The organism is Acidovorax sp. KPB24-07 (assembly GCF_057543315.1).
On sequence record NZ_BAAJYS010000085.1, the window covers coordinates 1 to 14,474 of the forward strand.

The window sequence follows — 14,474 nt, forward strand, 5'->3', positions numbered from 1 at the left end:
GGGCCAGGCGAACAGCGTCTCGACCACCACCGCGCCCTCGACCAGGAACACGGCATGCACGCCCAGGTAGGCACCACCGGCACCGCCGCCTGGCGCAGGCCGTGGCGCACCAGGGCCTGCCGGTCCGACAGGCCCTTGGTGCGCGCGAACTCGTAGGACGGCGAAGCCGCGGCCTCCTGCATCGCGCTGCGCGCCACCCGCGCCAGGCCTGCCGCGAGGCCCAGGCCGAGCGTCAGCGCGGGCAGCAGCAGGCTGCTGGCATGTTCGTCGCCCGCCACCGGCAGCACGCCCATCCGCACGGCCACGACCAGCATGAGCAGCACCGCCAGCAGGAAGGCCGGCGTGGCGCGCAGCACCACGGCCATGGCCAGCGTGAACCGGTCGACCCAGCCGCCAGCGTGCAGGCCGGACCAGATGCCCAGCGGCAGGCCGAGGGCGGCCGCGATCAGAACGGCGGTAACGGCCAGGTCGATGGTGGCGCCCAACTGGTGCGCGACCTCGTGCCACACGGGGTTGCCGGTGACCAGCGAGATGCCCAAGTCCAACCGCGCGATCTCGCCCCACCATTGCAGCAGCGCCAGCCAGGCGGGCCGGTCCAGGCCCAGCTCGATGCGCACGGCATCGGCGGCAGCGTTGTTGACCAGGTCGTAGCCGTAGCGGCCCGCCGCAATGCGCGTGGCCATGTCGCCCGGCAGCAGGCGCGCCATGAAGAAGCACACGGTGCCGACCAGCAGCGCCAGCGCGACGACCTGGATGGCGCGGCGCAGCAGGACGCCGGTCCAAGGCGAGAGGCCTTTGTTGGTGTTCGTCGTCATGGGCGCCACCCCATCCGTGTCAGCCGATAGGACCGCTCCAGTGGGTCGAGGTTCACGCCGGTGATGCGCTGGCTGGCCGCCACCTGCTGGCGGTACCAGGTGATGGGGATGATGGGCAGCTCGGCCTGCAGCACCCGCGTGACCTCGGCGCGCAAAGCGGCCGCGCGCTTGGGCAGCGGCGTGCCGCGCGAGAGTTCGGCCAGCGCTTTCACGAGCGTTTCATTCGTCCAGCCCATAGCGCCCCAGTCGCCGCCGGCCGCACCGAAGTCCTGGATCAGCGTGCCGGTGGGGTCGGGCACGGTGGCGTAGTTGCGCGCGGCCAGGCCCAGTTGCAGGCTGCCGTCGCGGTGGCCCAGGGGGATGTCCCCCGAATTGCCGACGCTCACCTGCACCGCGATGCCGGCCTGTCGCCACTGTTCCTGCAGCGCCGAGGCGATGATGGGCAACTCGGGCCGGTCGGGGAAGGTGCGCAGCGCCAGACGCAGCGGCTGGCCCTGGGCATCGCGCAACCCATCGGCCGTGCGTTGCCAGCCGGCCTGGGCCAGCAGCTTCTCGGCAGCGGCCAGGTCGTGGGTCAAGGGCGACAGCGCCGGGTCATGCCAGCCCTGGAGTGTCGGCGGGAACAGTTGCGTCGCTGCCAGCTCCGGATCGCGCAGCAGAGCCTTGGCGATGCCCGCGCGGTCGATGGCCAGGCTCAGCGCCTGCCTCACGCGCAGGTCTTTCAGAGCCGGCAGGCCGGCATTGACCTTGAGGATCACGGTGCGCGGCAGCGTCACCCTCTCGATGCGCACCTGGCGCCGGGTGCGCAGGCGCGCGAGGCTGGCTGGATCGAGTCCGTAGGCCAGGTCTGCCTGGCCTCCCTCGGCCATCAGCGCGCGCGTCTCGGCCCGGCCGGCCGCGAGGTAGCGCACGCGCTCGATGGCGGGTTTGGGGCCGTCGTAGCCGTCGAACACCGCCGCCTCCAGTTGCTGGGGCGGTGTCAGCGACACCACGCGGTAGGGTCCGCTGCCGACGATGGCGCGCACGCCGCCATCCGGGCCATAGCTGGCCGGCGCAAGGATCAACGTGCTGCTGTGGGCCAGCAGCGCGGGCAGGCCGCCGTAGGGCGCGGACAGGCGGATGCGCACGGTGGTCGCCCCCTCGGCCTCGATGGCCTGGATCGGCGCCACGCTCAGCAGCGCGGGCGCGACGCGCGTAGCCTGCAGGCAGCGCACGGCCGCTGCGGCCGTGACCGCGCTGCCGTCGTGGAAGCGCGCCGTCGGCCGCAGAATGAAACGCCAGGTCAGGCCGTCGCCGGACACGTTCCAGCGCTCGGCCAATGCCGGCAATGGCGTGCCGTCGTCGCGCGCGTCCATCAGCGTCTCGGCGATCTGCATGCGGGTGAACACGTAGCCGCTGTTGGCAGGGGCGAGTCCGCCAATCTCCCAGGGGCCGACGATCTGCAGCGGTGTACGCGGCGGCGAAGGTGCCGGCTGGGCCAGCAAGCCCGGCGATGCGGCCACGGTCGCGCCAGCAGCGCAGAGATGAAGCGCTTGCCGGCGGGTGAATCGGGAAGGCAATGTCATCTTCAGAACTTGGCCTGCAGGCCGACAGTGACGGTGCGCGCCGTGCCTGGGGTGACCCAGACTCGGCTGTAGGAGCTGGTGTAGTAGGTGCGGTCGAACAGGTTGTCGACGTCCAGGGTCAGGCGCAGCGTGGGGTTCAGGCGCCAGTAGGCCACCAGCTTGGCCGTGGTGTAGCTCGGCAGCTCGAAGGCGGGCGTGCCCGCGTTGGCCTCGGCCTGGGTGCGCGCCTGGCCCAGGCGCTTGCCCACGTGCGTGACACCGCCGCCGACGCCGTAGCGCTGGCCGTTGGCAAACGCGTCTTCGTAGACCGCCAGCACGCTGCCGTTGACCTTGGGCACGTTGAGCAGTCGGCCGCCGACTTCGAGGGTGTTGTCCTTGGTGATTTCCACGTCGTTGAGCACCAGGCTGGCGTTGATCCGCCAGTTCCTCGTGAGCTGGCCCGCGAAGTCGAACTCCAGGCCACGGCTACGGATCTCGCCGGCGGCGACCGAATAGCCGGTGTTCACTGGGTCCGAGGTCAGCACGTTGCGCTTGCGGATGTCGAACAAGGCGGCGGTTGCGCCCATGCGCTTGTCCGCGCTCTCCCACTTGGTACCGAGTTCGAGCGCTCGGCCGGTCTCTGGCTCGAAGCCAGTGGATGTGACGTCAGTGCCGACGTTCGGTTGGAAGGAGCGGCCGACGCTCGCGTAGACGGTCCACTGCGACGTGGGTAGCCAGCTCAGCCCGATGCGTGGCGAGGTGGAGGACGGGTCCTGCCGGTCCGTGACGCCGGTCCGGCGGTTCAGCAACGACTGGCGGTAGTTGTCCACGCGCAGGCCGGCGACCAGGCGCCATTCGGGCGCGAGCTTGATCGCGTCCTGGACATAGAAGGCGGTGTTGCGCTGGTGCTCCAGTGTGTCGGTGTTGGCCACCGGCGTGGGCTGGGGTTGGCCGTAGACCGGGTTGTAGATGTTGATCGCGTAGGGGTTGGCTGTGGTGGGATTGACCCGCAGCATCAGCGAATCCATCTCGAAGCGGAAGCTCTCCACGCCGAACAGCAGTTCGTGCTCGATGGCGCCGGTCTTGACGTTGCCCTGCAGTTCGGCCTGCAGCGCGACGTCGTCGGAGTCGTAGTCCCGCAAGCGCCTCTGGCGGGTGAGATTCCCGTTGGCCTGGAGCGCCGTGGGCTCGGTGGAGAAACCGTTGACCGAGGTTTCGCGGTAGGACAGCCCGATCCGGCTGCGCCAAGCGGGATTCCACTCGTGCGACAGGATGAACTGGTGGGTCTGGTTCTCGACGGTCACGTCACCGTCGGCCGGCTCACCGAGGAAGCGGCTGCGCGGGATGGCGCCCAGCTGGTTGTTGACGGCCACCACGCCGCGGTCCAGTGGAGTCCTTTGGCGAAGGTATTCGCCCGCGTACTCCAGCAACGTGTCGCGACCCAGTTTCCAGGTGAAGGCCGGCGCGAGCTCCCGGCGGCTGGCACCTACATGGTCGCGGAAGCTGTCGCGGTCCTCCACCGCGACGTTCAGACGGTAGGCGAAGTTCTCGCCGATCGGGCCCGTGCTGTCGAAGGCGCCGCGCTTGAGGCCGTAGCTGCCGACATAGCCCTCTACCGAATGTGCGGCTCTCCACAGCGGCCGCTTGGACACGATGTTGAGCGTGCCGCCCGGCTCGCTGCTGCCGTACAGCGCCGCGGCCGTGCCCTTGAGAAACTCGATGCGCTCGACGCCTGCGAGGTCGCGCGGCGCGTTGAAGCCGCGGTTGGACGAGAAGCCGTTGAGCAGCGTGGCCATGCCGGTGTTCTCGTTGCCGGGCAGGCCGCGGATGGCGATGTTGTCCCAGAGGCCGCCGAAGTTGTTCTGCCGCGAGACGCCGCCGACGTAGTCGAGCACGTCGTCCAGCTTGGTGGCGCCCAGGTCGTCGATGGCCTGGCGCGTGACGATGCGCACCGACTGCGGCAGCTCGCGCAGCGGCAAGTCGGTCTTGGCGCCTGCGGCTTCGTCAGCGTGATAGGCGCCGGATTCCGTGCGGCCCACCACCTCGACAGTGGGCAGGTGGGCCTCAGCGGGAGCCGGTGTTTGGGCGAAGGCGGGTCCGGTGAACAGTGCCGCGGCGGCAAGGGCAGCCGGGAGAGGATGGAGTTCGGGAACGCGGTTCCCTGCGAAGAAGGTGCGGAGCGGGATGGCGACCATGGATGGCACTCGACGAGACGGTCCTGCCGCGCAAGCATCGGCGCAGCAGGACACGGAAGCTGATACGCCGCCGGCGCCTGGGGCGCATCGGGCGGCAGGAAGAAGGAGAGGAAAGCAACCCTGCCTGGGCGGCGGGTGTCAGGTCAGCTTGCGGGGAGGATCGCGCGAGGCGAAGGGCCAGCGGCCCGGGCTGGGAGCGAACGCGACAGCCAACCCGGGCCCCGGGAGCGTTGCCGGTTCGACCACGGTCGCGTGGAGGGCCGACGGGCTTGCCAGTGCGGTGGCTTGCTGCGCATGGGCCAGGCACCAGGCACAGAGCCCATGGACTTCCTCGCCATGCTCGGAGGAGGTCGTGTCCCCGTCTGCCTCCAGCAAGCCCCACCCCTGTGAGATTGCTGGCGCGGCCTGTCGCAAGTGTTCCGCTTCGTGCAGCGGCACGCCGATGGCCGTGTTGAAGAACACGGCCAGCAGCAGGAGTCGGAGCAGGATGCGGCGCATACGGACGGTGAGGAACAGAAATCATACTGTTGAGAAGGCGGTCTCAAGTTTCGGGTCAGGCAGCCAAGGAGCCCGACTTTGGCGCAGTATGACGAATATTAAAAACTTCATACATACGCCACTTGACGTATCTGCTCGCTGAGCGAGAACGCAGCTTTGCGCGTCTCGCGATCGCGAGTCGTCATCGAAGTTGGATGGCCCGCTGTGCCGGGGGCCATGTATGTAATGGCAACTGGCGAAGGTGTCAGTCGCGTGCGCAGGCCCTCAGGCCATCAGGTGCAGCTGCCCGTCCTTTACGCCCTTCTCGGCGAGGATGGCATGGGCTAGGTCGCTCACCGCATCGGCGGGCCCTCGCAGGATGAGGGTCTCCAGGCACAGGTCGTGTTCCAGGTGCACGTGTGTGGAGGCCAGGGTCAGCACATGGTGGTTGTGCTGCAGGTCGAGCAGGCGCAGCGTGGTCGTGCGGTCGTGGTGGTCGTAGAGATAGCTCAGCGAGGCGACGCAAGGGGTACCGGGCCGCAGGGCCACGCGCTCCTGGCGCAGTTCGCGGCGCACCAGGTCCCGGATGGCCTCGGAGCGGTTGCCGTAGCGGCGCGAGGCGATCAGCGCCTCGAAGTCGGCGGCCAGATCGTCATCGATGGAAATGGTCAAGCGCTGCATGAAGGTTTCCCCGGATTTTTGATAAGCGTAACCGGGCCACTTTTCCTGATGGCCTGATGGTGGGCTCGGCATTCGCACTGGGCGGCGGTGTCAACAGCAGTGCGTCGATGTCGGCCAGCCGGTCACGGGGGGTGCCCTCGGAGAGGGAATAGGCGCCGGCGGTGCTGAGCTGGACACGGCCCCGTCCTCTATGGACGGGGCCTGCAGCTGGGCTATACGCGCCTCATCACTTACACGCTGCCGGCCGAGGGCGGCGCCAGCCTGCGGGCGGCCGGCTGACGTTTGCTCGGACAGCGCGGCGGTGGAAACTGGAACCGTGCGCGCCGTCCTCGGCAGGACACACCCGAGGCGCTGCGTGCGCCCAAGTTGCTGTGGGAGGCGCCATAGCGGGCAAACCTGGCGCTGGCCGCCAATGCGGACAAGTGCCAGTGCCGATTGCCGCTCGCGCAGGCACGCACTTGGCGCCACTCTGCCGCCATGTTCCGCTGACACCCGTCAGCAGCATGCCCAGGCAGTCTCGATCTTCAAGACTGCGACGCGGTTCCGACTGCGTTGATCAACCAGTTCGCTCCGGCATCCCAGCGCGAACGGCCATCGGTTCTCCCGATGGTGATGCCACCCAAGCTGTTCCTCAACCCACGCGGGGGTTCCACACCTTCCCCGCCTTGGGTCGGGTGTGTCTCCGCTTCTTTGTTCTCAGGAGATTCACCATGACCACTCCCACCGAAAAGTCCTTCTTCGACCTGCACATCACCGGCCTCGGGTATCTCAATCGCATCCGCGAAGTGAAGCCCAAGAAAGGCGATGCGTTCCTGGCCTGCGACATCGCGGCGCTCAACGGCCCCAGCGATGACGTTGCCTACGTGCGTTTCGACACGCGCGTCTCGGGCTCCGAAGCGCAGCACCTGGTGCGCCGCTGCATCCAAGCGGTCGATGCCGAGAAGAAGGTGATGATCGGCTTCCGCCTGGGCGACCTGTGGACCGACACCTTTACCTACTCCAAGGGCAAGCGTGCCGGCGAGCAGGGGGTGAGCCTCAAGGCCCGCCTGCTGTTCGTCAGTTGGATCAAGGTCGACGGCAAGCTCGTCTACAAGGCCGAGCCCAGGCCGACCGACGCCGACGACCGCGACGAACGCGACGTGCGCGCCACGGATGTCCCCGCGACGTCCGCCGAGCCGCAAGCCGCTGCGTCCGAGCCCGCCGCCGAAGCTGTCGATGAAGCCACTGCCGATGCGCCCGCATTGGAAGTTGCCGAGTCGTTCTGATCCGCAAGGCCCCGTCCTCCGGGGCCTTGTCTTCTTCCCACCCGCGTGCGCATGCGACCGTCGCCATGACGGCCGTGTGCGTGATCGCAGCTTTGTCCGCAGGAGTTCTTCATGATCACCATTCCCGGCCAATTGGCCATCAAGACCATCCACGGCCGCAACGGCGACTTCAACGTCGGGCGCCTTGCGACCTCCATCGGCGAGTTCGTCGTGAAGAACGCCGAACTCGACCAGTACGCCGAAGGCAAGTACGAGGGCGATTTCGCCATCGCGGAGATTCGCCCGTCCACGTACACCGCCAACGGCCGCATGGTCATCGAGATCCGCGCCCTCCTGGGCGGGATGACCTTGTCCAACATCGACGCCCTGAGCCGTGACGACGCCCGCCGGCTGAGTCCGCAGGAAGTCGATCCGATCGACGAGGAAGCGCAGGCCGCCACGCCGACGCCGACGACCGCCCCCAAGGCGGCCGGCCGGAAGAAGGCGCGCAGTTCGCGCGACCCGCTGGTCGATACCACGCCGTTCGGCAGCGAACCGGCTGCTGCGTCTGCCGAGGCTTCGGCCAATGCGGACGACGACGGCGACGCGACCCTGTTCGGCGCGATCTGGCCGCTGGGCGATGTCGTCAAGCTCGATGCCACCGTGGATCGGCGCGTGCTGCGTCAGCAGCGTGACCGTCTCGGCGACTTGGGCTACGAGTTCGCTCCGCTGTCCCAGGACTGGCACCTCGCCAGGGTCTGATCCCATCGCTACTTCACGCCGCATGCCTGCGGCTTTCCACCACCCGCCGGGGTTCCTTCCCCGACGGGAGGACTCCGGCCCTTTCTCACAGGAGTCATTCCATGGGCTGGACATTCGTTCGATTGACGCGCGATCAGTTGATCCGCGAGCTGACCGCAACCGAGGAAACCGAGCGGTCGCGCAATGAGGTCATCGATCACACGCTGGTCGGAAACGTGCTGTGGACGGTGGTGCGTGTCACCGCCAAGCAGGCCGGTGTCCTGGGTCTCGCACCCGGAGAGTCGGCCACCTTGATCGGCTGCCATCTGCTGGAAAGCGAGGGCCGCGAATGGGGCTACAAGTTCCTGGTCGAGGCCGAGCACCCGTACTACTACTCGTGCCCGCTGCGCTATCTCGACATGGCGCCGCAGCGCTGCGCCACCTGGCGCGCAAGGGTGCATGCCTTCCACCAGCAGCCGACGCGCAAAGCGGCCGGCGATGCAGCCACCGAGTGAGGCGCACATGGATACCCTCCTGTCGTCCTTGCCGCCCAAGCTGCTTCGCTTCGTCGAAGACCAGTTGGCCAACAACGAGGTTTCCGACGACGACGAACTGCGCGAGCACTTCATCGCCAACGGCCTGAGCGAAGAACAGGCGTGGCAGGCACTGACCTACCGCGCGCTGTACCTGCGACACGTCTTCCTCGACGGCTTCACGCCGATCCTCAAAGGCCAGGAAGCGCTTTGCTTCAACCCGCACAGCCGCGGCTGGGAGCCGGTTCCGAACCCATAGGCGGGCCTTCACGCGGCGCACTTCTTCATCCCTTTCATCAGGCCCTGTTCAGCAGGGCTTTTCTTCGTCCTACGCAATCGCGCGCATCCGGCCTCGGCCGCTGGATGCCGATTGCTCCATTCCGCAAGGAGATCATCATGCAACTTGCATCTCGCTTCGCCCCTCGTTCCCCGGTGCTGCGCGCCGACCATCCGTTGTCGGACGATCAGATTCGCACCGTGGCCCCATCCATCTTCGCGGACACCCCGCACGAAAGCCGCTCCGAACGGTACAGTTACATCCCCACGGCGGCTGTGCTGACCGAACTGCGCAGAGAAGGTTTCCAGCCGTTCATGGTGTGCCAGACCCGCGTGCGACACGAGGATCGCCGCGACTACACCAAGCACATGCTGCGCCTTCGCCACGCCAGCCAGATCGACGGCGCCGAGGCGAACGAGATCATCCTGCTCAACTCGCACGACGGCACCAGCAGCTACCAGATGCTCGCGGGCATGTTCAGATTCGTCTGCCACAACGGCCTGGTGTGCGGCGACACCTTCGCCGACGTGCGCGTGCCCCACAAGGGCAACGTCACCGATCACGTGATCGAAGGCGCCTACGAGGTGCTGCACGGCTTCGAGCGCGTGCAGGACTCGCGCGACGCCATGCGCGTCATCACCCTCGACGACGGCGAGGCCGAAGTCTTCGCCAGGTCGGCGCTGACCTTGAACTACGACGAGTCGGGCAAGGCCTTGCCCATCACGGAGACGCAGATCCTGCGGCCTCGTCGTTTCGACGACAACCGTGCCGATCTGTGGTCGGTCTTCAACCGGGTTCAGGAGAACCTGGTCAAGGGCGGCCTGACTGGCCGTGCCACCAACGGGTGCCAGCAGCGCACGCGACCCGTTCAGGGCATCGACCAGAACGTCCGGCTCAACCGGGCGCTTTGGCTGCTCGCGGATGGCCTGCGTCAGCTCAAAGCCTGACCCACAAGCGGATCGTGCCTCGCGGCATGGTCCGCTTTCTCTTTGGCGGCGCTGTGCTGCCAGCGCACCACGTTCAGTTTGGTTCGGTGTAACCCTAATGCGGCAATTCGCTGCCGCCGCGAAAATTGCGGTCCGACTGCATACCTCCCTGGCTTTTCCTCCCTGAGCCAAGCAGTCATCTTTGCCGCCTCGGTGTTCCCGGGGCGGTTTTCTTTTGTGGCCGTCCTTCCAGGCCGCGGGCGATGCGCCAGCGCAAACAGGGTTGGACGCTGGATCGGTTTTCCGCTCCCGCTGTAGGCGCACCTTGGCGCAGGCTATGTCCCATGTCCGTCGGCGTTGCCGACAACATGCCCAGGTAGTCCAGACCTTCAAGGCTACGGTGCGTTGCGACGCACGGTCTGATTCTTCACCACGACGCTCACCGCGTCTTCTTCCATCCCCCTGGGGCAGTGACTGCCCTCGCGGGTGGTGCTGTCTCCGCTCACTTCGAGGACATCACCATGCCTGCACCTTCTTCCCCCAAGACGCTCTATCGCATCGACGAATGCCCCGACCTGATGGCCGATGGCGTCGTCGGTGACGAGAACGGCAACCTGGTCTTCATCTCCCTCTGGGCGCGCGACACCGCCGTCCAGGAGTTCCTGGCCCGCCTCACCCTGGGCCGGGACGAACAGGGACTGGATCAGTTCCACGTCATCACCGAGCAGGGCGCCAGCATCCCGGTCTTCGTCGGCAACGTCGAGAACCTGGAGAAACGCAGCGCACGCGCCTACCGGCGCACGCTGTTCGGCTCGCTGACCAACATCTGGCTGTTCGATCGGCGCTGCGTCAAACCCGACAAGGCCAACGCCAGCGCACTGGCGCTCCTGCCTCGCGATTCCACGCACCGGCTCGACCGGCTATGGACGCTGGTGCGGGACACGTGCCCGCTGCCGCTTCTCGATCCCTGGCGCGACAGCGTGCTGGAACTGCTGCAGGCGAAGTCGATGCTGACGCGCCTGCCGTTCGCCCTCGGGCCTCTGGAAGGCCATCGGCTCGCCATCGACGTGCCGACGCTGACCGAGGTGCTGGGCGGCCTGATCCGCAGCGGCGCGCTCGTCGGCGGCGCACCCGCCAGCCGCACCCCCTCGGCGCAACCGCTCGAAGCGGTGGCTTGAGGTTCCTTCACCGGACATGCAGGCGCGCATGTCCGCATCCCTTCATCTTCAATGCCAGGAGATTCCCATGGCCCTCATGTTCCCGCGGCTCGCCCGCAACTTCGTCAAGAACGGGTACTTCCCCACGGATGAACCCACGCTCGAAAGAGCACTCACCGCACTGGCGCCCGCCGAGGCCTCGGCCGGGCCGCTGTGCATCCTCGATCCCTGCGCCGGCGAAGGCGTGGCGATCGCTGAAGCCGCGCACGCCCTCGGGCGCGAGCAGGTCCAGGCCTTCGCCGTCGAGTACGAGGCCGAGCGCGCACGCCATGCCCGGCAACTGGTCGATCGCTGCATCCACGGCGACCTGATGGACACACTGATCAGCCGGCAGAGCTTCGGCCTGCTGTGGCTCAACCCGCCGTATGGCGACCTGTCCAAGGACACCAACGGCAACGTCGGCTACCAGGGCCAGGGCCGCGCTCGGCTGGAAAAGCTGTTCTATCAGAAGGCGCTGCCGCTGTTGCAGTACGGCGGCGTGCTGATCTACATCGTCCCGCACTACGTGCTCGACGCCGAGCTGGTCGGATGGCTGACCCGGCACTTCGCCGAGTTGCGCATCTACCGCGCGGTGGACACGCAGTTCAAGCAGGTCGTGATCTTCGGTCGCAAGGTTCGCCAGCGCGACCAGGCATCGGACTCTGTCAAGGCCACGCGCGCGCTGCTGCTGCAGATAGGTCTTGGCGACGCCGAAGCGGAAGAGCTGCCAGTCGAATGGCCGTTCCTGCCCTACACGGTGCCTGCCACGGCCGAGCCGGAGCACTTCTACCGCGTGACGATGGAGCCCGAGCAGTTCGCCGAGGAAGTCGGCCGACTGCAAGGGCTCTGGCCGACGCTAGACACGCACCTGGGCGCCGCGCAGCAGTCGCTGCGGTCCCCGGCGCGAGGTTTATCGCATTGGCATCTTGCCTTGGCACTCGCCGCAGGTGCGATCTCCGGCGTGGTGAAGTCCAAGACGGGCCGCGTGCTCGTCGTCAAAGGCGACACCCACAAGGAGAAGACCTTGCACACGGAGTACACCGAGCGCGACGACGGTTCCGTGGCCGAGACGCGCATCCTGACCGACAAGTTCGTGCCGGTCATCCGCGCTTGGGACATGACACCGGGCTCGCCGACCTGCGGTGAGGTGCTGACCATCCGCTGATCGCTGTTCCCTGACGGTTCGCCGTCGTTTCATCCACCACTCATCCACCCAACGGGGCCATCTCGCCCCGCCGGGTGTCGTGGCCCCTCTTTCATCCGAAGGAGAAACACCATGGCACTCGCAGTTCTCAACGTGGCGTCGCAAGCACGCTTTGCTCCCGGGCACTTGGTCATGACCTGCGGCATCGACGCGATGGTCCGGCAGGGCCGGCTCAACCCGACCCCGTACCTCTGCCGCCATCTCAATGGCGATTGGGGCGATCTCAACGACAGCGACCGGCGGCAGAACGATGCCGCGTTGCGCTCCGGCGAGGATCGGCTGTTCTCGTCCTACCAGGTCGCGCCTGACCTGAAGCTCTGGATCATCACCGAATGGGATCGCAGCGTGACCACGCTGCTGCTGCCCAGCGAATACTGATCTTCATCCACCGCGGCCACGCGCCGTTCTTCTCTTCCCACCACGGGGCATGCCATCGCCCCGCAGGGGAGGTGCATGCCCCATTTCATTTGGAGCATCACCATGTCCCTCGATACCGAAGTCGTTCCCGCCGCCGATGGCACGCCCGTCCAGGGCGACCTGCTCGAAGCGGCTGCTTCTCCCCTGGCGATGAGCCTTCAGGATTTCGTTGCCGAATTCGGCGACGAACTGCTGGACTCGCTCAACCGCGCCAACCCTCCCGTCTACACTGGCCAGGCCCGGCCGCATCGCCAGCTCGTGCTGGCCAGTCTCAAGCGCAAGCTGTTCGGCGCGCAAGCCGAGGTGGTGCATGCCGTCACCGAGTTGCTGGCCGACCGCGGCGAACGCGCCGCGATCGTCAATGGCGAGATGGGCTGCGGCAAGACCACCGTTGGCATTGCCACGGCGGCCGTGCTGCACACCGAAGGCTACCGTCGCACGCTCGTCTTGAGTCCCCCGCACCTGGTCTACAAGTGGCGCCGGGAAATCCAGGAGACGGTGGCCGGCGCCAAGGTCTGGGTACTCAATGGCCCAGACACGCTGGTCAAGCTCATCAAGCTGCGCGAGCAGTTGGGCGTGCCGGTGCGCGGCCAGGAGTTCTACGTGCTCGGGCGCGTGCGCATGCGCATGGGTTTCCACTGGAAGCCCGTCTTCAACGTGCGGCACACGAAGCACGGCGAAGTCGGCGCATGCCCGGATTGCGGCCAGGTCATCACCAACCTCGACGGCGAGCCGATCAACCCGGTCGAACTCGAAGCTGAGGACTACCGCCGACGGTGCAGCCATTGCGCCGCACCGCTGTGGACGCTGATGCGACCGCGCAGCCTGTCCGCCAGCGACCAGTCCACGGCCGTCTTCAAAGCCTTGCAGCGCATCCCGACCATCGGGGAAGTCACCGCGCAGAAGCTGATGAAGAAGTTCGGCGACGGCTTCCTGGCCTCGATGCTGGGCGACAACATCCACGAGTTCATCAACCTCATGGATGCCAAGGGCGAGCTGGTCTTCTCGGATCGTCAGGCGCACCGCATGGAGCGGGCGATGGCGAACATGGAGTTCGGCTTCGGCGAGGGCGGCTACCAGCCGTCCGAATTCGTCAAACGCTATCTGCCGCAAGGCACGTTCGATTTACTCATCGCCGACGAGGCGCACGAGTACAAGAACGGCGGCTCTGCACAGGGCCAAGCGATGGGGGTTTTGGCAGCCAAGGCACGCAAGACGCTGCTGCTCACCGGCACGCTGATGGGCGGCTACGGCGACGACCTGTTCCACCTGCTGTTCCGAGCCCTGCCGGGGCGAATGATCGAAGACGGCTACCGCCCGACCAAGAGCGGCAGCATGACCTCGGCCGCGATGGCGTTCATGCGCGATCACGGGGTTCTCAAGGACATCTATTCCGAGAGCACGGGCACGGCGCACAAGACGGCCAAGGGCACCAAGGTATCGGTGCGCACGGTCAAGGCGCCGGGCTTCGGCCCGAAGGGCGTGCTACGTTGCGTCCTGCCGTTCACGGTATTTCTCAAGCTCAAGGACATCGGCGGCAATGTGCTGCCGTCCTACGACGAGGAGTTCCGCGAGGTGGCGATGGACACGGCGCAAGCCGCGGCCTATCGCGATCTATCGTTTCGTCTGACCTCGGCGCTGAAACAGGCGCTGGCCAAGCGCGACACGACGCTGCTCGGCGTGGTCCTCAACGTGCTGCTGGCCTGGCCGGATTGCTGCTTCCGGTCGGAGACGGTGGTGCACCCACGCACACGCCAGACCTTGGCCTTCGTTCCGGCCCAGTTCAATGAGCTGGAGGTGATGCCCAAGGAACGTGAGCTGATCGAGATCTGCAAGCAGGAGAAGGCTGCGGGTCGTAAGACGCTGGTCTATTCGGTCTACACCGGCACGCGCGACACCACGTCGCGCCTGAAGGTGCTGCTGGAGCAGGAAGGCTTCAAGGTGGCGGTGCTGCGCGCAAGCGTGGATGCCTCCCGCCGCGAGGACTGGATCGCCGAGCAGTTGGACCGCGGCCTCGACGCGCTCATCACGAACCCGGAGTTGGTCAAGACGGGTCTCGACCTGTTGGAGTTTCCGACGATCGTGTTCATGCAGTCGGGTGGAACTGTACACCCTGCAGCAGGCGCGCGGCGCTCCTGGCGCATCGGCCAGGACCTGCCGGTGAAAGTTGATTTACCTGGGCTATGCGGCCACGTCGCAAATGACTTGCCTGGCATTGATGGCG

13 protein-coding genes and 1 pseudogene are annotated in these 14,474 nt (G+C 66.9%); 9 read left to right on the forward strand and 5 right to left on the reverse strand.

The annotated features are described in order from the left end of the window. From AC27IQ_RS11455 to nikR, 5 genes are all read right to left on the reverse strand, one after another. On the reverse strand, window positions 1-815 hold an 815-nt coding region (locus AC27IQ_RS11455; protein WP_487089538.1), incomplete at its 3' end, for an ABC transporter permease. Continuing rightward, window positions 812-2,380 (reverse strand): ABC transporter substrate-binding protein, encoded by a 1,569-nt coding sequence (locus tag AC27IQ_RS11460; RefSeq protein WP_487089539.1) that lies wholly within the window; start codon window positions 2,378-2,380, stop codon window positions 812-814. The genes AC27IQ_RS11460 and AC27IQ_RS11455, both read right to left, overlap by 4 nt. A 2-nt stretch (window positions 2,381-2,382) precedes the next feature. Next, a complete protein-coding gene (locus tag AC27IQ_RS11465) occupies window positions 2,383-4,554 on the reverse strand; it encodes a TonB-dependent siderophore receptor (protein WP_487089540.1) in 2,172 nt (723 codons plus the stop codon). Window positions 4,555-4,692: 138 nt separating this feature from the next. Beyond that, the gene (locus tag AC27IQ_RS11470; RefSeq protein WP_487089541.1) at window positions 4,693-5,052 is read right to left on the reverse strand and encodes a DUF2946 family protein; all 360 of its coding nucleotides are present in this window, start codon (window positions 5,050-5,052) and stop codon (window positions 4,693-4,695) included. 264 nt (window positions 5,053-5,316) lie between these two features. After that, entirely contained in the window at window positions 5,317-5,712 is a 396-nt protein-coding gene (nikR, locus tag AC27IQ_RS11475) for a nickel-responsive transcriptional regulator NikR (RefSeq protein ID WP_487089542.1), read from the reverse strand. A 710-nt stretch (window positions 5,713-6,422) separates the two neighbouring features. Between nikR and AC27IQ_RS11480 the strand changes: the two genes are divergently transcribed. The 9 genes and pseudogenes from AC27IQ_RS11480 to AC27IQ_RS11520 form a co-directional block, all read left to right on the forward strand. Then, window positions 6,423-6,977, forward strand: coding sequence for an STY4534 family ICE replication protein (locus AC27IQ_RS11480; RefSeq protein WP_487089543.1), 555 nt, complete (start codon window positions 6,423-6,425; stop codon window positions 6,975-6,977). 111 nt (window positions 6,978-7,088) lie between these two features. Then, window positions 7,089-7,718, forward strand: coding sequence for a DUF3275 family protein (locus AC27IQ_RS11485; protein WP_487089544.1), 630 nt, complete (start codon window positions 7,089-7,091; stop codon window positions 7,716-7,718). A 101-nt stretch (window positions 7,719-7,819) separates the two neighbouring features. Further along, window positions 7,820-8,212 (forward strand): hypothetical protein, encoded by a 393-nt coding sequence (locus AC27IQ_RS11490; RefSeq protein WP_487089545.1) that lies wholly within the window; start codon window positions 7,820-7,822, stop codon window positions 8,210-8,212. 7 nt (window positions 8,213-8,219) lie between these two features. Beyond that, the gene (locus AC27IQ_RS11495; RefSeq protein WP_013721980.1) at window positions 8,220-8,489 is read left to right on the forward strand and encodes a hypothetical protein; all 270 of its coding nucleotides are present in this window, start codon (window positions 8,220-8,222) and stop codon (window positions 8,487-8,489) included. Window positions 8,490-8,626: 137 nt separating this feature from the next. Then, window positions 8,627-9,454 carry a DUF932 domain-containing protein gene (locus AC27IQ_RS11500; protein WP_487089546.1) on the forward strand — a complete coding sequence of 276 codons (828 nt, stop codon included), beginning with the start codon at window positions 8,627-8,629 and terminating at the stop codon, window positions 9,452-9,454. Between the two features lie 500 nt (window positions 9,455-9,954). Continuing rightward, on the forward strand, window positions 9,955-10,611 hold the full coding sequence (locus tag AC27IQ_RS11505; protein WP_004265557.1) for a hypothetical protein: 657 nt from the start codon (window positions 9,955-9,957) through the stop codon (window positions 10,609-10,611). Window positions 10,612-10,678: 67 nt separating this feature from the next. Beyond that, window positions 10,679-11,794 (forward strand): DUF6094 domain-containing protein, encoded by a 1,116-nt coding sequence (locus tag AC27IQ_RS11510; protein WP_487089547.1) that lies wholly within the window; start codon window positions 10,679-10,681, stop codon window positions 11,792-11,794. Window positions 11,795-11,905: 111 nt separating this feature from the next. Further along, window positions 11,906-12,211, forward strand: coding sequence for a hypothetical protein (locus AC27IQ_RS11515; RefSeq protein ID WP_487089548.1), 306 nt, complete (start codon window positions 11,906-11,908; stop codon window positions 12,209-12,211). Between the two features lie 102 nt (window positions 12,212-12,313). After that, window positions 12,314-14,474: pseudogene (locus AC27IQ_RS11520) on the forward strand (DEAD/DEAH box helicase); the annotation flags it as partial.

Bases quoted from the DNA above. Each gene is read 5' to 3' on its own strand.
- AC27IQ_RS11510 (WP_487089547.1), top strand. From the start codon at position 10,679: ATGGCCCTCATGTTCCCGCGGCTCGCCCGCAACTTCGTCAAGAACGGG.
- AC27IQ_RS11495 (WP_013721980.1), top strand. From the start codon at position 8,220: ATGGATACCCTCCTGTCGTCCTTGCCGCCCAAGCTGCTTCGCTTCGTC.
- AC27IQ_RS11460 (WP_487089539.1), bottom strand. From the start codon at position 2,380: ATGACATTGCCTTCCCGATTCACCCGCCGGCAAGCGCTTCATCTCTGC.
- AC27IQ_RS11480 (WP_487089543.1), top strand. From the start codon at position 6,423: ATGACCACTCCCACCGAAAAGTCCTTCTTCGACCTGCACATCACCGGC.
- AC27IQ_RS11515 (WP_487089548.1), top strand. From the start codon at position 11,906: ATGGCACTCGCAGTTCTCAACGTGGCGTCGCAAGCACGCTTTGCTCCC.
- AC27IQ_RS11470 (WP_487089541.1), bottom strand. From the start codon at position 5,052: ATGCGCCGCATCCTGCTCCGACTCCTGCTGCTGGCCGTGTTCTTCAAC.
- AC27IQ_RS11465 (WP_487089540.1), bottom strand. From the start codon at position 4,554: ATGGTCGCCATCCCGCTCCGCACCTTCTTCGCAGGGAACCGCGTTCCC.
- nikR (WP_487089542.1), bottom strand. From the start codon at position 5,712: ATGCAGCGCTTGACCATTTCCATCGATGACGATCTGGCCGCCGACTTC.
- AC27IQ_RS11500 (WP_487089546.1), top strand. From the start codon at position 8,627: ATGCAACTTGCATCTCGCTTCGCCCCTCGTTCCCCGGTGCTGCGCGCC.
- AC27IQ_RS11490 (WP_487089545.1), top strand. From the start codon at position 7,820: ATGGGCTGGACATTCGTTCGATTGACGCGCGATCAGTTGATCCGCGAG.
- AC27IQ_RS11485 (WP_487089544.1), top strand. From the start codon at position 7,089: ATGATCACCATTCCCGGCCAATTGGCCATCAAGACCATCCACGGCCGC.
- AC27IQ_RS11505 (WP_004265557.1), top strand. From the start codon at position 9,955: ATGCCTGCACCTTCTTCCCCCAAGACGCTCTATCGCATCGACGAATGC.